Genomic DNA, 24,711 nt, shown 5'->3' on the forward strand with positions numbered 1-24,711 from the left:
AAAATAATTCGTACAATTGTTTATAGTTGTAATTTCGACCCGTATTAACAACTAAATAAATACAAATGAGACGTTTATCAATCCTTGCGATTGTATTAATGACTAGTTCTGTTTTACTAACCTCATGTAGACAGGAAGCGGAAAAAGAAACCATCGTCAAGGAAGTAGAAGTTGAAAAGCAGGTGAAATCACCTGAGGAGGCTGATGAACGAGAAGGAATTCTTGAGCGAACAGCTAAAAAAGTCGATAATGAAGTAAATAAGGAAATCGACGAGGAAATAGAAAAAATTGGAGACGACAATTAGTAATAAATCTCGAATTTTAATACATTGAATTACTAAAAACTACTAATAACTAAATAATTAAATTATGAAGAAACCAATTTTAATGCTTGCTTTAGCACTGTCTACAAGTTTATTCTTTACTTCTTGTAGAGAAACTAACGAGAATGAGACTGATGACATGGAGCAAATGGAGTCTGACGATATGGATGACATGGATGATATGGACGACGCGGGAAATGATATCGAAAATGCAGCTAATGATGCTGGTAATGCAGTAGAAAATGCAGCTAACGATGTTGGAGACGCAGTAGAAAATGCAGCTCAGGATGTTGAAGACGAAGTTGAAGGAAACGACGATTACTAGTCTTTAATGAAATAAGTATTTAAAAGCCCTTTCTAATTGAGATGGGGCTTTTTTAATGTTTGAAAGATTTCAATTCTCTTTTCAATTCGTTCATAGATTGTTGTAGCTCCTGAAAAAGTCCATTATTTGTTGGATTGTCCAGGTTAAAGGTAAGTTTGGAATTCACCTGCCAGATCTCCTGAATATCATGAACATTGATCTCTAAAGGTAAATATTCTTCATTAAGCGATATCAGTAAAACCTTTGAAGGATCAGGCATTTTCTGTATCTTCTTCACCAATACCGAGTCATACATTACGATTACGTATACTTTATTGTTACTAGCTTCTTCTATACCTGCAACAGCTTTTCCCATCACCCATTCTCCGGGACGATAATCTGGCAACATACTATCTCCCTCGATCTGAAAACCACGGTAAGTCGCATTTCTAAATTCAGGTAATGGAATATCAAATGCAGGAAGTTGGTTATACCATTCCACATCCTGTACGTTGTGAGGATACCCTGCAGCCGCCTTTTGGTTTACAAGAACGATGTTCTCGTTATCGGCATTATCTACGGTGACAACTTTTGGACTTACATCTCCTTTACTAATCTTAAGATACTTCTGCCCACTGTCTCCAAACAGCCATAAAGGATTAATTGCAAATTGCCTTAGCAATTCAGCCACTACTTTTCCTGAAAGCTTCGTCCGGCCACGTTCAATATCTGCTGTTGAATTTTTTATACCCAATAGCGAAGCAAATTCTGTTTGAGTATAATTATGCTCTTCACGAACTTCTTTAAAATGCTTGATTTCAATCGATCCCGGTGTGCCCATAAACTATTAATATTGGAATTATTCCAAATTTATAATAATAAATGGAATCTTTCCTCAGAATTCAGAAAATTATTGAATTAAAATTACGTAAGCGACTGTTTGTCATTTCCGAATATGGCTTGTTTATAAGCGTAAGGATATGATCGTCTGATAGTTTTGAAATGCTTAAAGTTTCTATTCAGATTTGTAACCCAGAAGTCTAAGTGCGTTCAAAACCACCACAAGCGTTGAGCCTTCATGAAAAACCACCGCCACTCCAATATTGGCCCAACCAAAGATTGTCGCCGGAAGTAGCAAAGCCACTACACCCAGACTGATCCATAAATTCTGTTTTACGATGTTATGCGCTTTACGGCTCAAACCTATGGCGAATGGAAGAACTTCAAGTCTATCTGCCATAAGAGCAATATCTGCAGTCTCAAGTGCAACATCACTTCCAGCAGCGCCCATCGCAATTCCCACCGTACTATTTGCCATTGCTGGAGCATCATTTACCCCATCCCCTACCATGGCAACTTTGGCTTTCCCGCTGCTAAGTTTGCGAATCTTTTCAACTTTTTCTTCAGGCAATAAACTACCATAAGCCTTAGTGAGACCAATTTCTTTAGCGACCGCATCTGCTACAAATTGATTGTCACCGGTGAGCATCACCATTTCCTTTATACCCAATTCCCTTAAACGCATTAAGGTAGGCTTCGCTGATTCCCTGGGCTCATCCATTAATCCAAGGATCCCACTAAAATGGCCTCCAGATTTCACCAACATGGTAGTTTTCCCATCCTTTTCCAGGTCTCTGATCCTTTTAACCAGTTTCGAATCAAGTTGTTCTTCACCTTCAAACAGTTCCAGGTTCCCTATAGATATTTGATTCCCATTAATGTGACCGCTTATACCCTTCCCCTGAATTGCTTCGGAAGCAGATAACTGAGGTATTTGATATTCTACTGGCAGTTTCGCGCTTCCATCACGAACTATAGCCTTGGCAAGCGGATGATTACTTGTATTTTCCAAAGCAATCACTTCTGAAAGGAATTCAGCTTCCGAAGAATTATTCAGCAAAATAACATCTGTTAGTTTTGGCTTCCCTTCAGTAAGTGTACCGGTTTTATCGAAAGCCAAAGTTTTCAAGGTTCCAAGATCTTCCAGCGGTTTACCACCTTTGAATAAGACTCCGCCTTTCGCTGCACGAGCGATTCCACTCAATACTGCGGAAGGTGTGGAGATCGCGAGTGCACAGGGACTTGCAGCTACCAGAGCAGCCATGGACCTGTAAAAACTAGCGGACCATGGTTCATCCAGGACCAGAAATGCAAGGTTTAGAATTAAAATAAGAATAAGCACTGCAGGCACGTAAAACTTTTCAAATTTATCTGTCAGTAATTGGGTTGGAGACTTCTTATCCTGCGCCTGCTGTACCATTTCAATAAGCCGGCTAAGAGTGGAATCTTCAGCCTTTCTGATCACCTTCACCTCTATCGTAGCGTCTCCATTGATCGTTCCTGCAAATACACGATGTTTATCTGGAATGGAAGTAATATTATTATAATCTAGAACTTCATCCTTTACAGGTTCTTTGTCTACTGGAATGCTTTCTCCTGTAATTGGAGCTTGATTAATATTAGTTCTTCCATGGACTAAAATGCTATCTGCCGGCACGGTTGAATTAGGTCTAATGCGTAGAATGTCGCCAACCTCTAAATTTTCAAGACTCACCTCTCTGAACTCACCATCAATCTTTTTTAAGGCTACCCTGGGAGCTAGTTTTGTAAGCGCTTCAATAGATTTCTGAGCTTTATTCATAGCGAGATGTTCCAGCGCATGACCAAGACTGAACAAGAATAATAGCAATCCACCTTCAGCCCACTTGTCCAGAAAAGCAGCACCGATAGCTGCTACCAGCATCAAAAAATCAATTTCAAATCTACCTTTAGAAATTTCTTCAAACGCTTCCTTAGCTGTGAAAAATCCACCAAAAAAATAAGAAAGCAAGAATGGAACTAAAGCATAAATGAAATCAAACCCTGAAAACTCCTGGAGCAAATATCCGCTTATGAGAAAAATTCCGCTTAAAACAGCAAATATTAATTCTGTTCTTTCTCCAAAAATACCGTCATTATGTGGCGTGCAACAACCGTGATTATGTCCTGACATTTCTTTCAATAATATTTAATCTAAAGGTACAATTAAATGGTTGGAAGTATAAAATGTGAGGAAGCCAAGGAAGTATAAGTTGTTAGAATGTAAAAAAATATCGGTAGAAATTAGCCCCTTGTGAAGGCGACTTCCTCATATCTAAGAATGATTTCTGATCCACACCAAAAAAGTACAAAAAGAGGTAGGTTGTACATTTGATATAATTGCGAGTATCTCGCTCTGCAAAAGTCTTGAGGGATCCGTGAATGTTATACTGATAAAATTAGATTATCTGCAACAACTGCAAGTATCGAGGTTCAAAACCTGATATTTAATTAAAGCTGCTTCTGAAGCCAGCCTACTATTATCGTATATTCCCAGGTAAACCCGTTCAAGAATTGAAGGGAGTTGTGTACAGCTATCCGCGTGGATAGACATAACGCCATCTCTGTTCGTTTGTTTACTGAGGTAGTAAAATTTCATCCGGCAATTTATCCTACTAATGGAAGATCATTTAATAGAATTCGGTTAAATTTTAATGTTTTTAAACTACTGATTGATATTATAAAGTTTGAAGTTCAATTATCCAGAATGCAATGATAAGTAGAAGACTAATAATCATTCCTGAAAAGATCATGAGAAGACCTCTATTTTCAACCTGAATGGTTTCCAGTTCCTGCTCAAATAATTCCTGCTGTTCCTTTTCCATTTTGAAATACCGCTGAAACCCCAACCTGTTGGCCAGTTTACCTTTATTAGTTAGATAAACCTGTCCGCGGTCATTAATATATATAAGTTTCTTATCTCTCAATGTATTAATAAAGTCTATAGAAGTGCTTTGTCTCAGGTCTGTCGCCATGGTACCATCCTGAAGATTATCTAGGGTCAATGTGTATCGCTTCATATTAACAAGTCTTTAACTTTCGAGTAATACTAATTAAAAGAAGTTAAACATGATTTCCTAAAGAAATCTTAATTTTAACTTCTGTGAAAGCCTTATATTTAAGATGAAGTGATAATGAAACCGATTCAATACTGCCGGATAAGAAAATAAATTAATCCCTGATACTATCAACCAAATTTGTACAGTATCGATTAGGAGCTGTGTTGAACATTAATTGCATAAAACGGAATTAGACTGTATTGCAATTGCAACTATGGGTTTTTAGACTTTTATATTCAGAAGAACAAGGCAATTAAAAAAGAAGATTCTATTTTAATTGTAATCGTAAGTATCCATTACCTGAATCTCCTGTCAAAAACAAAAAAACCTGCCAGTTCTGGCAGGTTTTTTTGTTCAGAAATAAAAGGAAGATTACTTAACGTCCTCCATCTTGATTTCTTCACCTTCTTTATTCAGAAGTTTTACTTCATCAAAGTCCATATCTTTAAATTGTTCAAACTGAGTCTTAGCATCTCCAACAACAAGATAGGCCATCTTTGATTCATCCAGATACTGCTTCGCCAATTCCTGATGTTGCTCCAAAGTCATATTATTAACAACATTTTCTTCTTTCTCGATATAATTTGAATCAAGATCATAGGCACTCATTTCCTGTAACATTCCTAAAAGCGATCCTTGAGTTTCGAATCGGCGTGCGTTTGACTTGATCAATGCGTTTTTAGTGAATTGTAGGTCTTCTTGCGAAATCCCATCTTTATACTTAGAAATTTCATCTCTGAAAATCTTTACTGATTCTCCTGTAGTATTTGTTCTAACAGAAGACGATGCCGTAAAGGTTCCTGGAATTTTAGATCCACTAAAACCAGAACGTGCTCCATAAGTATATCCTTTTTCCTCTCTAAGAATTAGGTTTACATTCCCTGAAAAGGATCCACCTAATTTGTAGTTCATCACTTCCAAAGGATAGTAATCCTCATTAGTTCTTGGAATCGCAATGTATCCGATATTTATGATGGATTGTTTTGCATCTGGTACATCTACAAAATACAGAGATGCCTTTTCACGATTATTCTGGATCTGAAAATCTGGAATAGTTACTTCTTTCGCTTCCCAGTTATTCTTAAGACCTTCAGCTGCCGCCAAAGCTTCAGCTTTATTTACATCACCAACTACATGTAATCTTGCCACAGAAGGTGAAAGGTTTTCAGAATAGAATTGCTTCAGGTCTTCCATGCTAACCGCTTCCACATCTTCTTTCGTACCTGAAGTAGTATAAGCGAATGGATGATCCTCACCATAAAGAATTTTATTGTAAACCCTGTTTGCAATGGCATTAGGGTTTGCATCATTTCTTTCTATCCCATTGATCGTACTGGTTTTAATCCTTGCTAATTCCTCTTCATCCCATCTTGGTTCCAATAGAATTTCTTCAACGAGATCCATGGTTTTTGAAAAATTTCTTTTCAAAGAGTTTCCGCGAATGACGATAGATTCATTGGTTGTATACATATAAATGCTCGCACCGAGTAGCGCAATGGCATCTTCCAGTTCCTGCGGAGTTTTGTTAGCCGTTCCTTCCATCATGATATCACTCATTAAATTAGCAACACCATTGTTTTCAAGATCATCCAGCAAATGTCCGCCTTCTATTACCAAACTAAAGGTTACCAGGGGCAATTCATTTTGTTCGATTCCGTAAACTTCTAAACCATTTGCCAGTTCCGTATTCCACGCTTCAGGAACACTGAGACTTGGAGATTTGCCCATTTCAGGTTGTACAGATCTGTCAAAATTTGAAGGAGTTTTTTCAACTTCTTCAGTATTAGTTTCTACTACTTCAGTTTCCTTATTTTCAGTAATTTTCTCTTCTACAACCTGAGCTTTTTCAGAATTTTCAGCAATTAAATCAGTCTTACCCTTCGGCACAAAACTGGTCATTACATAAGGCTTGTCTTTGATATATTCATTATAGACACGCATCACATCCTCTTTGGTTACATTTTTAATGTTTTCCAGATCTTGCTTATAAAAATTAGGGTCGCCAGCAAGAACATCATAGCGAGCTAACTGGAATGACTTTCCAAGAACACTGCTAATACCGTTATAGAAATCTGTTTCCAATCCTGCTTTGATCTTTTCAATATCAAAATCTGTAACTTCCTCTTGTTCGAAAAGTTCAAGAGCCTCTTCAATACCCATTTCAATACTATCAAGATCTACTCCTGAATTTGCCGTCACATTAATAGTGAACTGACCCGCTAATTGACTCGGACTATTATACGCATTTGCGCGAGATGTAAGTTCTTTCTGCTTTACAAGAACTTCGTATAATGGCGCATCTTTTCCGTTGGATAAAATCTGTCCAAGGTAATTTAGCGCATAAGAATCTTCGCTATACTGTTCAACAACAGGCCAAACCATATTTAATTGCGGCGCCGTGGCAAAATTGTCTTCGTGATATAAACGTTTAGTTTCATCCAGAGTTACCAATTGCGTTTCTAATGGCTCTACTTCCTGACCTTTTTTAATCTCACCAAAATATTTTTCAATAAGATTTTTAGCCTCATCTTCCTGAAAATCTCCAGCTAGTACAAGGGTAGCATTATTAGGGCCATAAAATTTATCGTAAAACTCCTTTACATCTTCAACAGTGGCATTCTGAAGATCTTCCAGTTCTCCAATTACCTGCCAGCTGTATGGGTGACCATCAGGGTACATATTTTTGTCTATTACCCAACCCGTATGCCCATAAGGATTATTATCAACACGCTGTCTTTTTTCATTCTGAACCACTTCCTGCTGATTGGCAAAAGCAGCTTCGGTCACTGTATTGATCAAAAAGCCCATTCTATCAGACTCCAACCAAAGTACCGTTTCCAGAGCATTCTTGGGCACCACTTCATAGTAAATTGTCCCATCCTGCCAGGTTCCCCCGTTTAAAGTACCACCAACATCCTGAATTGTTTTGAAAAACTGATCCTGCGGAACATTTTCAGATTCCTGGAACAGCATATGCTCAAACAAGTGTGCAAAGCCTGTTCTACCTTTTTTCTCACGGTTAGAGCCAACACCATATTGAATCGCTACGGAAACAATAGGATCTGACTTATCCTCGTGTAGAATAACATTCAAGCCGTTTTCCAGCTCATACTTTTTGAATTCAAGACTCAGGTCTGCACTTGCTTCGGCTTGAACCGTGTCTTGTTCCACCATGGCCTGATCTGGTCCTGTGGAAATATTCTGCGGAGTATCCTTAACCTTACAGGATACTGCAGCCAAAAATGTAAATGAAAGCGCTAAAGCTTTCATATTAAATCTGACATTTGTCATATAATTAATGTTTTTGTTAAGATTTCTGAATTTAATAAAAATCACGCTTGTACTTTGCTAGTTTTCAGATAAATTGAAGTAATCATTGAAAATCATATAAAAACCAATAAAAAATTGAGGTTTCAATTCAGGAATCTAAACTATGATATGATTTCTAATTATTATAAGCTATCCTCAAAACTACCTCTACTAATGTCTTCTAATAATTTCTAGCCGCTTCATTCGACATTCTGAATTTTAAATAGAAAAATAGCCTAAAGCCCAACAAGAGTTGCAATTTTCAGAATGTAATAAACTCATTTCAGCAGAAAATAATGCTCCTTAAATTACTGACATTCAAACTTGTCCATTTAAACTAATGTCAGTTTTAACGAAATCTTCCGAGAATCTAGAGGCTTATACGATATCTTAAATGTGAAATTTATAATTTATTAAATGACACGCTTTAATTTTTCACCACTCATAGGGATTGTACTTTTAATGCTTCCAGGTTTTATAAGAGCCAGTAATATTCCGCAGGATTCTACCATTAAGAAAATAGAGCAACTTCAGGTAGGCGTTTTTGAACAAGCACCTTACATGTTCAAGGATAATAAGGGAAATTGGGACGGTATTAGCATCCGACTTTAGAGAAATGTTGCCGATGATCTAAATTATAGTTTCGATTTCCAGGAAATCGATCCGGAATTAGCGAATAGTAGTCTAAAAGATAAACAGGTCGATATTTTACTTTTAGGTGAACTAACTACAGAGTAAGACAGCCTGGTAGACTTTAGTCATATTTATTATACTGCGAATATGGGAGCAGCGACCTCCCCGGCAATGGATCTTGGAGCCATTATTAAAAGTTTTTTCAGTAAAAGATTCTGGATCATAGTTTTAGTACTTTCTGTATTGTTGCTAATCGTAGGAACCATCATGTATTTTGTAGAGCGCAGAAGCAACGATGAAAATTTTGGAGGCGAACGCTCAATAATAAAAGGTATAGGTTTAGGTTTTTGGTGGGCAGGCGTTACTATAACTACTATTGGATATGGTGATAAGGCTCCGGTAACATTTGGGGCAGAGTCATCGCACTTTTCTGGATGCTTATCGCCATGACGGTCACGGCAGTCTTAACTGTATCTTTAGTAAGCGCCATTATGGGGAGTTCATCCAGTAAAAAAATAGCAATCCAACCGATCTTAGAGACATGAAGGTATTTGCATTGCAGGAAACAATAGCATCTATATATTTAGACGAAGAAAGAGTAAGTTTTCAAAAGGTTTCTGATCTTGAAGATGGTGTACAGCTCGAAAACTCCAAAAAGGCTGATGTCATGCAGCATATTATTCAGCAGCTTAATTATTATATAAATAGCGATGCAGCTCTCAGTCTTCGTGTTCAACCTATCCTACTTATTCCCCGACTATATGCCTTAGGAATCCGTTATAATAGTAAGTTACGCAAAGATCTAAATCGTTCTATTTTGAAAGTAATACAGACATCCCAATGGCAACGGGAGCTGGACAGATTTATTCCGCAGAAGCGATAGACATAAATTGAAAGTCACTTATTCTGAAAATAAATTATTTAGAATATTGAAAATCGGAACTTCTTGAATTAGTGTATAGAACCATTTCGAGTTTGCGGTTAATGCATCACACCTTACTGATGGATCCTTAATGGTTCAATAAATTCTGTTTTGAATTTAGCAAAATAATGAATTCTGTGCGGAAGCCATGAAAAAAACCCTCAAAATCAACAGATTAAGAGGGTCTTTGGTACTCGGGACGGGACTTGAACCCGTACGACCTAATGGTCATTGGATTTTAAGTCCAACGTGTCTACCAATTCCACCACCCGAGCTTAAAATTATTAAAGAGCGAAAAACGGGATTCGAACCCGCGACCTCCACCTTGGCAAGGTGGCGCTCTACCAACTGAGCTATTTTCGCGATTTTAAAGAACAAAACGCTTTTTATCATAGCGTTTATTGCGGAAGCAAATTTAAAACAAATCTTATAACAGCAAAGAATTATTTAAGAAAAAAGCTGACTCAAAACTAATTCTTTCCAGCCACGATGCTTACCTCTTCATTATCAGCAATGAGGAATTAAACAACTTTTACTTAATTCGTTCATCAGCAATAATTAACTGTCATACTTAAAGTGCAACACATAAAAATACTTATTGCTTACTGAGCATCCTCTTGATCTCATTCAGCTTCATCAAGGCTTCTACAGGCGTTAGTGTATCTATATCGATTCCCAATAGCTCCTGCTTCAAATCTTCCAGTAAGGGATCATCCAGATTGAAAAAACTAAGCTGCATTTCCTCTTCCGCAGAACTTTTCATAACCGCACCAGAATCTTCCATCGAGTGGGAAGCCTCTAGTTTCGCAAGAATTTTGTTCGCTCGATGTAAAACCATTTGCGGCATCCCCGCCATCTTTGCGACATGTATCCCGAAACTATGTTCACTACCTCCGGGCACAAGCTTCCGAAGAAACAACACAGTGTCCTTTAATTCCTTGACCGACACATTGTAATTCTTTATTCTGCTAAAGGTTTCACACATCTCATTCAGCTCATGGTAATGTGTAGCGAACAATGTTTTTGGCCGGGCCGGATGTTCGTGCAAATACTCGCTAATCGCCCAGGCAATACTAATCCCATCATAGGTGCTAGTTCCTCTTCCAATTTCATCAAGCAGCACGAGACTTCTTTCAGAAATATTATTCAGAATACTCGCAGTTTCATTCATTTCTACCATAAAAGTAGATTCTCCCATCGAAATATTATCGCTCGCTCCTACCCGGGTAAAGATCTTATCCACCAAACCAATTTCTGCAGCTTTCGCGGGTACAAAACTCCCCATTTGAGCCATAAGAACGATCAACGCAGTTTGTCGTAATATAGCCGATTTACCACTCATGTTTGGACCAGTGATCATAATGATTTGCTGATCCTCTCGATCAAGATTAACATTGTTAGTCACATAAACTTCTCCAGATGGTAACTGCTTCTCGATCACTGGGTGCCTTCCTTCTTCGATCGCCAGTGCATGACTATCGGTGATAGACGGTCGGGAATAATTCTCCAGTTTCGCCAGTTGAGCAAACGAAGCAAGACAATCCAGTCGTGCGATTAACTTTGCATTTCGCTGTACTGGATCAATATATTCCGCCATCCAGGAGATCAGTTTTGAGAATAATTCCTGTTCAAGTTGCTGGATCTTCTCTTCTGCTCCAAGAATTTTAGATTCGTATTCCTTAAGTTCTTCTGTTATATAACGTTCAGCGTTTACAAGGGTTTGCTTTCTATTCCAGGTTTCCGGCACCTTGTCTTTATGTGAATTTCTAACCTCAATATAATAACCGTACACATTGTTCTTCCCGATCTTTAAGGATGTAATGCCTGTTTCCTGGCTTTCACGTTTGATCATATTTTCGAGATAATCCTTTCCAGAAAAAGCTATGGCCCGCAAGTCATCTAATTCTGAAGAAAATCCTTTCGCGATCACATTTCCTTTCTGAACATTGACCGGTGCTTCTTCCGTAATACTTTCAGAAATCTTACTACGCAACAGATCGCAGCTGTTCAAAGTATCCCCAATAACCCTGATTGCTTCATTATCGCATTCCAGAGCGAGTTCTTTAATTGGGATAATAGCATTCAGCGAATGTCGTAGCTGGTTCACTTCACGCGGACTTATCTTCTGCGTAGCAACCTTGGAAATTAGACGTTCCAGGTCGCTCATTTCTCTTAATTGCTCCTGAATTCTTTCTAACCTGTCCGGATTCTTCAGTAGAAAATCTACAACTTCCAGTCGTTGCTCTATAAGATTCGCATCTTTGAGCGGTAGTGCCAGCCAGCGTTTTAAAAGTCGGCCACCCATTGGTGAGATCGTTTTATCGATCACATCAAGCAAGGTCACAGCATTTGCCGCATTGGAATGATACAATTCCAGGTTCCTGATGGTAAACCTGTCCATCCATACGTATTGCTCTTCCGCGATTCGGTTTAAAGAAACAATATGCTGAAGGCGATGATGCCTGGTTTCACCAAGATAATAGAGAACGGCTCCAGAAGCAACGATTCCCTCCTCAAGATGGTCTACACCAAAACCTTTTAGCGATTTTGTTCCGAAGTGATCGTTGAGAGTTTCATGAGCATAATCACTTTTAAAGATCCAGTCGTCGAGAAAGAAACAATGATGATCCTTACCAAAAGCCGATGTAAAATCCTTCTTGTACTTCTTCTGAACAAGAATTTCACTAGGTGAAAAGTTCTGAAGTAGTTTATCAATATATTCCTGATTTCCCTGTGCGCATAAAAATTCACCTGTAGAAATATCCAGAAAAGAAATTCCCAGGTTTTTCTTTCCGAAGTGAACCGCACAAAGGAAATTATTCGATTTACTGCTTAATATATCGTCGTTAAACGCAACCCCGGGAGTAACCAGTTCGGTCACGCCTCTTTTAACGATCGTTTTAGTCATTTTCGGGTCCTCTAACTGATCGCAAATCGCAACTCGCTGACCTGCTCTGACTAATTTTGGCAAATAGGTATTGAGTGAATGATGAGGAAAGCCCGCCAGCTCCGTGCGCTCACCACCATTATTACGATTGGTAAGTACGATATTGAGAATTCGCGCAGCCTTTACTGCATCCTCCCCAAAAGTTTCATAAAAATCACCAACCCTGAAAAGCAGCATGGCATCAGGATATTTCAGCTTAATGCTATTGTACTGTTTCATTAAAGGAGTCACCTTCTGCGATTTCTTCTCTGCCAATTTTCCGGGATTTTATGGAATGCTAATGTAAAGATTCAGGACTTTGTCCGAAAATTTAATCTAAAATTTCGACAAGAAGCGTTAAAAGAAATAGTGCTGACCATAAAATAGTTCTGGACCAATTTCTGGAAACCAGTTTCCCGGTGATATGCTCGCAACTTTCAGATGGTTTGATCGCATTATGTAAAGGCACAAAAATAAGAAAGGTCAGCAGCCATAATGCTACTATAAAAAGTAAGCTTGTAATCTCATAAACACCCTGATGTAGGAAAAATTGCCAAATCGCAACGATCAATTGCAAGATCATTAAAGGCCCCACGATCACCCCAATTCTTCCGGTGTACTTTTTATGCCAGTCACCAAGTTCATTCTGCCCGTAATGACAAAGCCCAGGATATATAACCAGTTGCACGATCCAGATCAGGACCATAAGTCCGAAATCAAGCAAAAGTCTGATCGTTTGTAATTCCATCGACTCCATATATTATTGATATCCCGCAGCCTGCAAATTAAACAACTCGGCATATAATTTATCCTTCACCATCAACTCCTGGTGAGTTCCAATTTCTTCTACCTGACCGTCTTTTAATACCATAATTCTGTCTGCAATACGCACGGTACTAAATCTATGCGAAATGATCACCGCAGTTTTACCCTGAGTTAATTGAATAAAGCGCTGGAATGCCTCGGTTTCTGCACGGGCATCGAGAGCCGAAGTTGGTTCGTCAAGGATCAGCACCTCTGCATCTTTCATATAAGCCCGGGCGATCGCGATCTTTTGCCACTGACCTCCGGAAAGATCCTTCCCGTTCTTAAATCTTTTCCCTAGCTGCTGTGCATAGCCAAGCGGTAATTCTGAAACTACTTCCTGCGCCAGACTTTTCTGAGCAGCACTATCTATTCGCGATTGATTACCTATTTCTCCAATTTCACCCATTGCAATGTTCTCTCGTAGCGTCAATTCAAATTTCACGAAATCCTGAAAGATCACGCCAAAATATTGTTGATACGCCGCCTGGTTATACTTTTGAATTGGAACGTGATCAAGTAAGATCTCCCCTTCCGTAGGTTCATAAAATTGTAGAAGCAGTTTGATCAAAGTCGTTTTTCCCGCCCCATTTTCTCCAACAAAGGCCAGTTTTTCTCCAGCTCTCAAATGAAAGTTGATATTTCTTACTACCCATTTTTCAGATTTTGGATATTTAAACCCGACATTTTTGAACTCGAAACCATGTTTGATCTCTTTTGGTAACTCAAGCTTTTCTTTTAAATTTTCATTACTGAAAGACAGATCCAGGAATTCGAAATAATCCTGAAGATAAAGAGCACTCTCGGTAATTTGAGTAAAGCGGGTGAAGAAACCTTGTAGTTTAGATCGCAATCTATTGAAGGATCCAGATAAGAATGTCAGGTCACCAATACTGAAGATCCCGGCAACGGTTCTAAAGATGATAAAGACATAAGCACCATAATAGGCTCCTGTTCCAACAATATTAAAGACTGAACCCCAACCAGCTCTTTGCTTCGCCAGGCTCTTACTTTGCTTATAATATTTGGCTGATAGATTCTGAAATCTTCCCGCAAGGTAATCTGAGAGTCCGAACAACTTTACCTCTTTTGCAGTGACATCACTGGCACCCGCATAACGCAAGTAATCAAGTTCCCGTCTTTCCTGGGTCCAGCTTCGGGCCAGAGAATAGCTTGTTCCGCTAAACTTGATCTCGTTAATGATGGTAGGAATGATCGAAACGATCAAAAGAATGATTAACCACGGCTCGAAAGCAACGACCCCGGCAAGTAAGGAGATAATCACAATAACATCCTCACCCTGGGTTAAAATATTAGACATTAATCCTACTCTTCCCGTGGTTTGCTGCCGCGCTCTTTCCAGTTTATCATAAAATTCAGAATCTTCAAGCTGATCCAGATTAAGCTCTGAAGTTTTTTTTATTATTCTTACCGATGTATCAATAGAGTACTGATCGCCTAAAAGTGCGTCACTTAAGCTAATCCCACGACTTAACAGATCTGAAAGTATAGCCAGTCCAAATTCTGCCGCCACCAGCATCCATAATCTATCCAGGTCTTTTAATTCATTCCCTATTTGCAGGATCACTTCATCAATGATTAATTTTCCCAGCAAAAGCATGATCACCGGTAACACCGCATTTAAAACACGACCAAAAATATTAGCATAAAAAAGTGATGGATTCACTTTCCTTATTTCTTTAAAAAATCTGGGGATGAATTTTAGAGAGGCAAAACTCTCTCTAAAATTGATCTTGTTAGCTTCTAAGGTCTTTTTTCTTCTTGGCAAATTCTAATTTTTGGATGCCTCGCAATTTAAGCGAAAGCGATAAAAAATGAGCTGCTTAGGTCGTAATTACAACTTAATCCTAACATTTGTACAAGCTGTGAAATTGGATAGCCCTATTTGCTTCTGAAGTTTTGCTATTTTTGCCAACATGGCCAACAGGAAACTTAAAAATGCAGAACTGGACCGGAAAACGGTTTCAGAATTTAAAGAAGCAACCAAGACTCCAATTATCATCGTTCTGGACAATATTAGAAGTCTGAATAATATTGGATCGGTTTTTAGAACTGCCGATGCATTTTTGATCGAAAAGATCTATTTATGCGGAATTACTGCCAGACCACCACACAAGGATATCCAAAAAACTGCTCTGGGTGCCACGGAAACTGTCACATGGGAATATGTCGAAGATACTCTTGAACTTGTCACAAAACTTCAGCAGGAAGGAAAAAAGGTCTACGCCATAGAACAAGCCGAAAATGCTGTAATGTTGGATAAATTTGAACCTTTAAAGGATCAGACTTCCGCAGTAATATTAGGGAATGAGGTGAAAGGTGTGCAACAGGAAGTAGTAACTGCCAGTGATGCGGTTATCGAAATACCTCAGCTGGGCAGCAAACATTCTCTGAACATTTCAGTAAGCACAGGGGTTGTAGTATGGGATCTATTCTCGAAATTACAGCGATAAACTAGTTTACAGCTTTATCGATCTCGGCCAGAAGCTTTAAATAATCCTGCCGGTTCGCCACGAAATCCAGATCAGAAATATCGATGATCTGCACCTTCATATTACTTTGAGACTTGATAAAATTCAGGTAACTCTTATTGATCTCAATCAAATACTCCGGTTGAATATTCTGCTCATAATCCCTGCCTCTTTTCTTAATATTCTGAAGCAACCTGTCGGTATTTTGATACAAATAGATATAAAGTTCCGGCTTTACCAACTCCTTATACATGAGATGAAATAACTTGTGATACAGTGAATATTCATCTTCATGAAGTGTTATTCTTGCGAAAATAAGCGACTTGAACACGTCATAATCTGAAATGATAAAGTCCTTAAATAGATCGTACTGCGCCAGGTCATCTGAGAGTTGCTGATACCTGTCTGCCAGGAAAGACATTTCCAATGAAAATGCATAGCGATCCTTGTCCTCGTAAAACTTAGGTAAAAATGGATTGTCCTTAAAGCGTTCGAGGATCAGTTTTGCATTAAAATCTTCGGAAACCATCGTGGAAAAACTCGTTTTACCGGCACCAATATTTCCTTCTACCGCGATATAATTACAACCAGGAAAATTATACTTCTTACCCGGAATATTTAATTTCTCTGAAACCTTATTGATTTCTGAAGTATCATTGGTATCTGCCAGTAGATCGCGATAAGATTTTTTAATAACCGGGTGAATTTCCTTAGCCGCAATATCCTGAAGCGGTAGTAAAACGAATTTTCTATCTGGAATTCCGGGATGCGGGATCTGCAAGTTTTCGACCTGAATGATCTCATCTTCAAAAATTAGAAGATCCAGATCAATTACCCGGTTTTGATAGACACCGGAATTATTTCTCTCTCGTCCCAGTTCATTTTCTATTCTCTGTAAACTTTTTAGAATTTGTTGCGGATCCAGCCTTGTTTCGATCTTCGTACAGGCATTGAAAAATGAATTACCTTCAAATCCCCAGGCCGGAGTTTCGTAAATACCTGAAACCTCCCGAACCCAACCAATCTTTTCATGAATTTGATCAAGTGCAGTTTGCAAATAACCTAGACGGTCGCCAAGGTTACTACCTAAGGCCAATAGTACTGTTTTAGGGGAATTCAAAACGGATTAAGAAAATTTTAATAGGTAGCTTCAAATAATTTCACAGCAAATTAAGCAAAACAAAAGCACATACTCTTAATTTTGCAACAAGACTTAATAAAAAAATTTGAGTAAACTTTCCCGGAAAAAGAATCACAGGGCTTTACAAATTTATATGATCCTGAGCGCGTTGTTCATTACCTCTCTGGTAGTCTCCAACCTGATCTTTCAAAAGTTTTTTTACTGGGATTTCTTCGGAATATGCACTTTTGAGATTTCCGTAGGAATTTTACCATATCCAATAACCTTTTTGATCACCGATACTATTAGCGAAATCTATGGAAAAAAGAAGGCCAACCAGGTAGTAACTACTGGAATCTTTGCCTCGGTTTTTTCCTTATTGATTATTTATATCGCAGATTATGTTCCTGCTACCAGCTGGTCACCTATTGATAACGAAATTTTTGGACGGGTCTTTGGAGCTACAGCTATTGCGGTTTTTGCCAGCATGGTCGCCTATTTACTAGCTCAGTATGTGGACATTCAGCTATTTCATTTCTGGAAGAAACTGACCCGCGGGAAACATCTCTGGCTAAGAAACAATTTCTCTACCTTCCTTTCCCAGTTTGTAGATACATTCTCGGTCCTATTCTTGCTCTGTACTTTCAATAAAATTTCATGGGAACTCTTTGGCGGACTTTTATTGAGCGGATTTCTTTTTAAAGTTTTAATCGCTGCGATAGACACACCATTTTTGTATGCTGCGGTTTTCGCCTTCAGAAAATATTTTAAGCTGGAGCCTACGGAAGAATTACAATTTGATCAACCTACTCTCGAATAGCATAGCTGTTCTAAAACATAGAATTATGAAAAAAGCATTTAAAATAATTGGATTTACACTACTCACGATCATCATCTTATTAGTGATTGCACCTTTTGTATTTGAATCTCAGCTGAAGGATCTCGTGAGGAAGACTTTGAACGAGAACATGGATGCTCAGGTAGATTTTGAAGATATTAACCTTAGTATGTTTCGAAATTTTCCGGATGCCACTTTGGTGATCGAGGATCTTAGTATTATAAATAATGAACCTTTTAAAGGAGATACCCTGGCACTTAGTGAGGAGATCATTCTGGAAATGTCTGTCAAGGAACTTTTTAAGAGTAGTTCTGAACCTAAAAAAGTAGATCAGATAAAGATCAATAACGCTTATCTAAATATTAAGGTAGACTCACTGGGACAGGCTAATTATGATATTGCTATTGAAGATACCACGGCAACCGCCGGAGATTCGACCGCTACAGGATTCAGCTTAGACCTGAAGCACTACGAAATCAACAATACCAGGATCAAGTATAAGGATGAGTCGGCGAAAATCGCTCTGGATGTTGAAAACCTGAATCATGAAGGTAATGGCGATTTCTCTCTTGCTACTTCTGAACTGGAAACCTATTCCGAAGCGCTGGTAAGTCTCGAATATGACGGAGTAAATTATCTGAATCAGAATTCTGTTAGCCTTGATGCTGTGTTGGAAATGGACCTGGAGAACATGCGCTATACGTTTCTTGAAAACGAAGCCATGGTGAACCAGTTACCATTAACCTTTGATGGTTATGTACAGGTAAATGAAAGTGATACGGAGATGGACCTGAGCTTTAAAACCCCTTCTTCAGATTTCAAGAATTTCCTGGCGGTGATTCCGCAAACTTACGCGCAGAATATTGAGAACGTGGAGACCAACGGAGACTTTATCGTTGACGGTGGAATCTTCGGAAAAGCTGACGACACCTATATTCCGAAGTTGAACGTGAAAATATCTTCCAGTAACGCTTCTTTCAAATATCCAGAACTGCCTAAAAGTGTTCAGGATATCAATCTGGATATGGTGATTCTTAATAATACGGGAATTGCAGAAGACACTTATATCGATATCAATACGGCTACCTTCAGAATAGATGAAGATCAATTTTCTGCCAATGGAAAAGTGAGCAATCTTACTGAAAATATGCTGGTAAGTCTAGCCTTAAAGGGAAGTATAAATCTGGCTAACCTCAACGAAGCCTATCCGCTGGAACTTGAACAAGATCTCAATGGAAGGCTTACTGCAGATGTACAGACCAGTTTCGATATGAATTCTATTGAAAAAGAACAATATCAAAATGTACAAAGTAAGGGAACGGCTTCTATTTCAAACTTTAGTTATGCCTCTCCTGAAATTCCAAACAAGATCAATATTTCCAATGCAAATATGAGTTTCAACCAGGGAAATGTAAGTGTTCCAGAATTGAAGCTTAGCACCGGAAAAACCGATCTTACTGCAAATGGAACCATTCAAAACCTGATTGGATTTTTGTTTACAGATCAGCAGCTAAAAGGTAATTTTAAAGCTAGATCGAATGTGTTTTCTGTGAATGATTTTATGTTAGCTGAAACTGAAGAGGTCACCACGACCACTGTAGATGGAGAACAAAAGACAGAAAGCAAGACCACTGGAAAGGAAGCCGTAAAGATCCCTTCTTTTCTGGATATTCAGTTACAATTTGATGCTAATACGGTTTTTTATGATAATCTGGAATTAAAGAATGTAACTGGATTATTGATTATTAAAGATGAATCTGCCAGATTGCAGAACGTGTCCACCAATATCTTTAATGGTAGTATTGGTGCCAATGGGTTTTTATCCACAAAAAACCCTACTCCTACTTTCGAGATGAACCTCGATCTTAATTCATTGGATATCGCGTCCTCTTTTAACGGACTTGAACTTATGCAGAATCTTGCTCCACTGGCAAAAGCCATGAAAGGAAAAGTACAGTCCAAAGTAAATTTAAAGGGTAACCTGAACGAAGATCTTACCCCGCAACTTACCAGCCTTGTGGGTGATGCGCTTGCAGAGTTACTTACTGCAGAACTCGACCCGCAACAAGCAGCATTATTATCAAAACTTGATAGTCAGCTTGGTTTCATCAATTTCGATAAGATCGATCTTTCCAACCTTAAAACGAAGCTTTCATTCAATGATGGACAGGTAGCTATTGCACCATTTGATTTTGACATTAAAGGAGTAAAGTTTCAGGTTAGTGGTACTCATGGATTCGATATGAATATGAACTATGACCTGAAGCTGGACATTCCGGCAAAATATCTTGGGAATGATGTCGGCGGAACACTCGGAAAACTGAGTGGTGAGGACTTCGCTAATATGATGGTTGCACTACCCGTTGGAATCACCGGGAGTTTTCAGAATCCAAAAATCAATTTAAATATGCAGCAGGCGGTTAACAGTCTTACCCAGAAGGTGGTTGAAAAGCAAAAAGGCAAGCTGGAAGAGAAGGCTGTAGACGCGATCAACGATATCCTTCAGGGGAAACGTGATCCCAAAAAACCTTTCAGTAAAAATGATACAACTGCCGTAAAACAGGACAGCATCGCCGAAAGTAAAACGACTAAATCTGATAGTATTCAGAAGTCACAGAAGGAGCAGGTTCAGAATGCTGCAAAGAATATTCTAGGTGGCATCTTGAAGAATAACAAAAAGAAAACCGATACCACTACCAAAAACAATTAGAAACAAAAAAGCAGAACCTTCCGGTTCTTCTTTTTCTTTGATTTGTATCTAAAATTACAGCACTACTTTGATCTCGACTACGTGACCTTCGTGTCCTCTTACATTAAATGCAGTTCCATCATCAAAGATGAGGTACTGACCTTTGATCCCGCGTAATAAGCCTTCATAAAACGGACTCTTACTCAAATTCAGGGTTTTTACTTTTTCAGGGTATTTCTCTACTGGAAATTTAATTTCAGTCTCCTTGTTACTGGCGAGATAATAGTCACGCGCTTCATCTGGAATGAATTGCTTCAGTTTATCTCTTTCAGCATGAAGATCCAGATCAAGCACATCGTTGGTTAACATCTTCCTCCAGTTGGTTTTATCAGCTACATGATTTTTTAAGGCAACCTCCGTAATACCGGCAAGGTAACGATTGGGAACCTCCACAATTTCGATCGCTTCATGCGCACCCTGATCGATCCATCTTGTAGGCACCTGGGTTTTGCGCGTAACCCCAACTTTTACATCACTGGAATTTGCCAGGTAGACGATATGCGGTTGCAGCTGCGATCTTTTTTCATACTCCAGATCACGATCTTCTTCATTCAAATGCGCTTTACTTTTCTCCGGACTAATCACCCATTCCCCAGCCTGCGGTATAGAGCTGAAACAATCATAACATAGACCCTGTCTGAAAATTTTTTTCTGAAGCCCACAGTTTAAACACTCATATTTTAGAAAATTGATACATATTTTCTTGCCTATCAATTGATTCATATGAATGAAATCATCCTTCCAGACTAAATAATACTGTACTGTATCGCTAAGTTCGGTTCTCATTTTGGTAAGGACACCGCTATAGATCATTGAATTTTATTTTTAAGACTAAATTATTTTTTTGCAGGCTTCAAAGAATCCGTTATTTTTAACCAGATAACGTCACGCCTGCAAAACAAGGTTTAAAGATAGAAATAAATAATGCCAATTCCATTAGTCAACTCCATTGCTTCTTGGTTCTTAAAGAAGAGAATTCATCAAATGGAATTGTTCATTAAGTATCCTCATGAGGTACAACAAGAGCTGCTTCGAAACCTCATTACCAAAGCAAAGAATACTGAAGTTGGGAAGCGCTACCATTTTTCTGAGATAAATAATTACCAGAAATTCAGGGAACGTGTTCCTATTCAGAAATATGAAGATATCGAAAGTGATATTGAGCGAAGCCGTAAAGGTGAACATAATATTTTCTGGCCGGGAGCTATTCGATGGTTTGCAAAATCAAGCGGTACGACCAATGCAAAAAGCAAATTTATTCCCGTTAGTCAGGATTCACTGGAAGCCTGCCATTACGCTGCCGGGAAAGACCTCATCTGTATCTACCTGAATAATAATCCTAGTTCACAGATGTTTACCGGTAAAAGTTTGCGCCTGGGAGGCAGTAAGGAACTTTACCAGGAAAACGGAACTAGTTACGGAGATCTTTCTGCCATTCTTATCGACAATATGCCTTTCTGGGCAGAGTTTAGCAGCACTCCAAGTAATGAAGTTTCGTTGATGCATGATTGGGAAACCAAAATGCAGGCAATTGTAAACGAAACCATTAAGGAACGGGTAACCAGTCTTGCCGGTGTTCCTAGCTGGATGCTGGTTTTACTGAATAATGTGTTGCAAAGTACCGGCAAGGAAAACGTATTTGAAGTCTGGCCTCACCTGGAAGCATATTTTCATGGCGGAGTAAGTTTCGAGCCCTATGCTTCCCAGTACCAAAAAATATTACCGAAGGAAGATTTCAGGTTCTATGAGATCTACAATGCTTCTGAGGGCTTTTTCGCCTGTCAAGATCTTAACGATTCCAAAGAAATGCTCCTCATGCTGGATTATGGGATATTCTATGAATTTATCCCTATGGATAGCTACGGCTCTGCCCTGGAACACGCGATCCCACTTGATGAAGTGCAAATAGGCGTGAACTATGCCGTAGTGATCACGACAAATGCCGGCTTGTGGCGCTATAAGATTGGTGATACCATTAAGTTTACCAATACCAATCCTTACCGTATTAAAGTTACCGGAAGAACCAAACATCATATCAACGTTTTTGGTGAAGAACTTATCATTGAAAATGCCGAATCTGCTCTCAAAAAGGTTTGCCTTTTAACCAACTGTGAGATCAAGGATTATACAGTTGCGCCTATATTTATGGAAGGCCGGGAGAAAGGTGCGCATGAATGGATGATTGAATTCAAGAACGAACCGAAAGATTTCGATAATTTCAAGTTTCAGCTTGATCTTGCCTTGCAGGAGGTTAATAGTGATTATGAGGCAAAAAGGTATAACAACATGACCCTTAATGCGCCACTTGTACACCAGGCGCGTCCTGATTTATTTTACGATTGGTTGAAAATGCACAATAAAGTTGGTGGCCAGCATAAAGTACCAAGACTTTCAAATTCCAGGACTTATCTTGAGGAATTGCTGAAATTAAGCAACTAGTCTATGGCGAGCGAGAAAGAAAAGATGCTCAGTGAGAAAGCCTATAAAGCTTCAGACAAAGATTTATTTGAAGAGCGACTGCATGCTCAGAAAACTTGTTTTGATTTCAATAATAGTTCGCCTGAACTAATTACAGAAAGACACGATCTTATTCGCAAAATTCTGGGTTCAGTTTCTCCGGAATTTTATATCCAGCCGCCATTTCAATGTGATTATGGCTACAATATTCACCTTGGAAATCATTTTTATTCGAATTATAATCTAACCATACTGGACTGTGCTGAAGTTAGGATAGGTGATCATGTAATGATCGCTCCAAACGTAAGTATCTTTACCGCCGGACATCCTATAGCTGCAAATAAGCGAAATGAAGAATGGGAATATGCAATTCCTGTAACAATTGGTAATAATGTCTGGATTGGTGGAAATTCAGTAATAAATCCAGGGGTGGGTATTGGTGATAATACAGTAATTGGTTCTGGAAGTGTAGTAACCCGTGATATCCCTTCCAATGTGATTGCAGCAGGAAATCCTTGCAAAGTGATCAGGGAGATCACTAAAGCTGATGAAGACTTCTATTTTAAGAATAGAAGTTTTTAAAAAAGATCCGACAATAATTACCGCCGGATCTAATATTTCTAAAGTGTTTTAGCTACTTTATCTACTACCTCGATCGTACGATCAAGATCTTCATAGCTAAGTGCATCACTTATAAACCATGTTTCATAGGCACTAGGTGCGATATAAATTCCGTTCTTCAACATCCCGTGGAAGAATTTATTAAAAGTCCCTAAGTTCGCAGACTTCGCCGCGGAAGCAAAATCTGTAACAGCGTCCAGTCCAAAATGTACCGAGATCATAGAACCGTATCTATTGACCGTAAAATCGATCTCATTTTGTTTTAATACTTTTTCCATACCCTCGTGCAGGTAGGCTGTTTTCTTATCAATGCTTTCAAAGATTTCTGGATTAGAGTCCAATTCTGTTAGCATAGCTAACCCTGCAGCCATAGCCAGTGGATTTCCACTTAATGTTCCGGCCTGGTACACTGGTCCAATGGGAGCCAGATGATCCATGATCTCATTTCTTGCTGCAAAAGCTCCAACAGGCAATCCACCTCCAATTACTTTTCCGAAGCAAACAATATCAGCAACAACGTTTTCCCGCTGCTGCACACCTCCGGCTGCAAGCCTGAAACCAGTCATTACCTCATCAAAAACAAGTAAAATTCCGGTTTCATCACATAGTTTTCTCAAACCTTGCAAAAAGCCTTGAGCAGGTGGAATACATCCCATATTCCCGGCCACCGGCTCCAGAATGATACAGGCAATTTCCTCCTTATTCGCTTCTACCAGCTCTTTTACATTTTCAAGGTCATTGAAATTAGCAAGTAAGGTGTCTTTAGCCGTTCCCTGGGTAACTCCCGGACTGTTTGGTGATCCAAAGGTTACTGCGCCACTCCCAGCCTGTATAAGGAAAGAATCACTATGCCCGTGGTAACAACCTGCAAATTTGATGATTTTATCTTTTCCGGTAAAACCTCGGGCCAGTCGCACAGCACTCATACAGGCTTCAGTCCCGGAATTTACCATTCTTATTTTATCAATGTTGGGTACCATTTTAACCGCCAGTTCTGCGATCCTGGTTTCAATTTCTGTAGGCGTTCCAAAAGATGTTCCCATCCTCGCTTTTTCAACTACAGCATCTACTACCGGTTTGTGGGCGTGGCCCAGAATTAGCGGACCCCATGAATTTATATAATCTATTAATTGATTATCATCCTCATCATATAAATAGGCTCCTGTGGCGCGCTTTACAAAAACCGGATCTCCGCCAACAGCTTTAAAAGCCCTCACCGGTGAATTCACCCCGCCCGGAATTACTTTTTTGGCATCTGCGAACAAGGCACTACTTCTCTTATAAATCATAATTCTA

Annotated in this window: 20 protein-coding genes and 2 tRNA genes; 10 read left to right on the forward strand and 12 right to left on the reverse strand. The window is 39.0% G+C overall.

Annotated features, from left to right (window positions below; all coding sequences use genetic code 11):
- The first annotated feature begins 65 nt into the window (after positions 1 to 65).
- Together ACSHZO_RS03405 and ACSHZO_RS03410 are read left to right on the forward strand one after the other, a co-directional pair.
- Positions 66 to 305 (forward strand): hypothetical protein, encoded by a 240-nt coding sequence (locus tag ACSHZO_RS03405; RefSeq protein ID WP_295180887.1) that lies wholly within the window; start codon positions 66 to 68, stop codon positions 303 to 305.
- 64 nt (positions 306 to 369) lie between these two features.
- Positions 370 to 648 (forward strand): hypothetical protein, encoded by a 279-nt coding sequence (locus ACSHZO_RS03410; RefSeq protein ID WP_295180885.1) that lies wholly within the window; start codon positions 370 to 372, stop codon positions 646 to 648.
- A 52-nt stretch (positions 649 to 700) separates the two neighbouring features.
- On the opposite strand, the gene ACSHZO_RS03415 is transcribed toward ACSHZO_RS03410, so the two are convergent.
- The 4 genes from ACSHZO_RS03415 to ACSHZO_RS03430 form a co-directional block, all read right to left on the reverse strand.
- Positions 701 to 1,468, reverse strand: a complete 768-nt coding sequence (locus tag ACSHZO_RS03415; RefSeq protein ID WP_298246203.1) for a LexA family transcriptional regulator — start codon at positions 1,466 to 1,468, stop codon at positions 701 to 703.
- A 174-nt stretch (positions 1,469 to 1,642) separates the two neighbouring features.
- Positions 1,643 to 3,619, reverse strand: a complete 1,977-nt coding sequence (locus ACSHZO_RS03420) for a heavy metal translocating P-type ATPase (RefSeq protein WP_298246202.1) — start codon at positions 3,617 to 3,619, stop codon at positions 1,643 to 1,645.
- A gap of 544 nt (positions 3,620 to 4,163) precedes the next feature.
- Complete coding sequence (locus ACSHZO_RS03425; RefSeq protein ID WP_298246201.1) at positions 4,164 to 4,505, reverse strand: hypothetical protein; 342 nt, start codon at positions 4,503 to 4,505, stop codon at positions 4,164 to 4,166.
- 411 nt (positions 4,506 to 4,916) lie between these two features.
- Positions 4,917 to 7,835, reverse strand: a complete 2,919-nt coding sequence (locus tag ACSHZO_RS03430) for a M16 family metallopeptidase (RefSeq protein ID WP_298246200.1) — start codon at positions 7,833 to 7,835, stop codon at positions 4,917 to 4,919.
- A 435-nt stretch (positions 7,836 to 8,270) separates the two neighbouring features.
- Between ACSHZO_RS03430 and ACSHZO_RS03435 the strand changes: the two genes are divergently transcribed.
- From ACSHZO_RS03435 to ACSHZO_RS03445, 3 genes are all read left to right on the forward strand, one after another.
- Positions 8,271 to 8,465, forward strand: a complete 195-nt coding sequence (locus ACSHZO_RS03435) for a hypothetical protein (RefSeq protein ID WP_298246199.1) — start codon at positions 8,271 to 8,273, stop codon at positions 8,463 to 8,465.
- A 168-nt stretch (positions 8,466 to 8,633) separates the two neighbouring features.
- Positions 8,634 to 8,936 carry an ion channel gene (locus ACSHZO_RS03440; RefSeq protein WP_298246198.1) on the forward strand — a complete coding sequence of 101 codons (303 nt, stop codon included), beginning with the start codon at positions 8,634 to 8,636 and terminating at the stop codon, positions 8,934 to 8,936.
- A 91-nt stretch (positions 8,937 to 9,027) separates the two neighbouring features.
- The gene (locus ACSHZO_RS03445; protein ID WP_298246197.1) at positions 9,028 to 9,369 is read left to right on the forward strand and encodes a hypothetical protein; all 342 of its coding nucleotides are present in this window, start codon (positions 9,028 to 9,030) and stop codon (positions 9,367 to 9,369) included.
- 227 nt (positions 9,370 to 9,596) lie between these two features.
- Here ACSHZO_RS03445 and ACSHZO_RS03450 read toward each other — a convergent pair.
- The 5 genes from ACSHZO_RS03450 to ACSHZO_RS03470 all read right to left on the reverse strand — a co-directional run bounded on the left by ACSHZO_RS03450 (position 9,597) and on the right by ACSHZO_RS03470 (position 14,927).
- Positions 9,597 to 9,683, reverse strand: a tRNA-Leu gene (locus ACSHZO_RS03450).
- A 15-nt stretch (positions 9,684 to 9,698) separates the two neighbouring features.
- Positions 9,699 to 9,771 (reverse strand) — tRNA-Gly (locus ACSHZO_RS03455).
- Between the two features lie 232 nt (positions 9,772 to 10,003).
- Positions 10,004 to 12,574: a DNA mismatch repair protein MutS gene (gene mutS, locus ACSHZO_RS03460; RefSeq protein WP_435066724.1), complete on the reverse strand. Its 2,571-nt coding sequence runs from the start codon at positions 12,572 to 12,574 to the stop codon at positions 10,004 to 10,006.
- A gap of 91 nt (positions 12,575 to 12,665) precedes the next feature.
- Positions 12,666 to 13,091 (reverse strand): hypothetical protein, encoded by a 426-nt coding sequence (locus ACSHZO_RS03465; protein WP_298246195.1) that lies wholly within the window; start codon positions 13,089 to 13,091, stop codon positions 12,666 to 12,668.
- Positions 13,092 to 13,094: 3 nt separating this feature from the next.
- Positions 13,095 to 14,927, reverse strand: coding sequence for an ABC transporter ATP-binding protein (locus tag ACSHZO_RS03470; protein WP_298246194.1), 1,833 nt, complete (start codon positions 14,925 to 14,927; stop codon positions 13,095 to 13,097).
- Between the two features lie 148 nt (positions 14,928 to 15,075).
- Between ACSHZO_RS03470 and ACSHZO_RS03475 the strand changes: the two genes are divergently transcribed.
- Entirely contained in the window at positions 15,076 to 15,612 is a 537-nt protein-coding gene (locus ACSHZO_RS03475) for an RNA methyltransferase (protein ID WP_298246193.1), read from the forward strand.
- 1 nt (position 15,613) lies between these two features.
- On the opposite strand, the gene folK is transcribed toward ACSHZO_RS03475, so the two are convergent.
- Positions 15,614 to 16,750: a 2-amino-4-hydroxy-6-hydroxymethyldihydropteridine diphosphokinase gene (gene folK / locus ACSHZO_RS03480; protein WP_298246192.1), complete on the reverse strand. Its 1,137-nt coding sequence runs from the start codon at positions 16,748 to 16,750 to the stop codon at positions 15,614 to 15,616.
- 154 nt (positions 16,751 to 16,904) lie between these two features.
- Here folK and ACSHZO_RS03485 point away from each other — a divergent pair, with 154 nt between their 5' ends.
- Both ACSHZO_RS03485 and ACSHZO_RS03490 read left to right on the forward strand, forming a co-directional pair.
- Positions 16,905 to 17,570, forward strand: a complete 666-nt coding sequence (locus ACSHZO_RS03485) for a queuosine precursor transporter (protein WP_298246234.1) — start codon at positions 16,905 to 16,907, stop codon at positions 17,568 to 17,570.
- A gap of 25 nt (positions 17,571 to 17,595) precedes the next feature.
- Positions 17,596 to 20,298, forward strand: a complete 2,703-nt coding sequence (locus tag ACSHZO_RS03490; RefSeq protein ID WP_298246191.1) for an AsmA family protein — start codon at positions 17,596 to 17,598, stop codon at positions 20,296 to 20,298.
- Between the two features lie 54 nt (positions 20,299 to 20,352).
- Here ACSHZO_RS03490 and ACSHZO_RS03495 read toward each other — a convergent pair whose 3' ends face one another.
- On the reverse strand, positions 20,353 to 21,150 hold the full coding sequence (locus ACSHZO_RS03495) for a DUF2797 domain-containing protein (RefSeq protein ID WP_298246190.1): 798 nt from the start codon (positions 21,148 to 21,150) through the stop codon (positions 20,353 to 20,355).
- Between the two features lie 111 nt (positions 21,151 to 21,261).
- Here ACSHZO_RS03495 and ACSHZO_RS03500 point away from each other — a divergent pair, with 111 nt between their 5' ends.
- Entirely contained in the window at positions 21,262 to 22,776 is a 1,515-nt protein-coding gene (locus tag ACSHZO_RS03500) for a GH3 auxin-responsive promoter family protein (protein WP_298246189.1), read from the forward strand.
- Between the two features lie 3 nt (positions 22,777 to 22,779).
- A complete protein-coding gene (locus ACSHZO_RS03505) occupies positions 22,780 to 23,376 on the forward strand; it encodes a sugar O-acetyltransferase (RefSeq protein WP_298246188.1) in 597 nt (198 codons plus the stop codon).
- A gap of 38 nt (positions 23,377 to 23,414) precedes the next feature.
- Here ACSHZO_RS03505 and hemL read toward each other — a convergent pair whose 3' ends face one another.
- Positions 23,415 to 24,704 (reverse strand): glutamate-1-semialdehyde 2,1-aminomutase, encoded by a 1,290-nt coding sequence (hemL, locus tag ACSHZO_RS03510; RefSeq protein WP_298246187.1) that lies wholly within the window; start codon positions 24,702 to 24,704, stop codon positions 23,415 to 23,417.
- Positions 24,705 to 24,711 lie beyond the last annotated feature (7 nt).

It is taken from the genome of Christiangramia sp. 3-2217-3z (assembly GCF_051195275.1).
Taxonomy (GTDB): Bacteria; Bacteroidota; Bacteroidia; order Flavobacteriales; family Flavobacteriaceae; genus Christiangramia; species Christiangramia marina.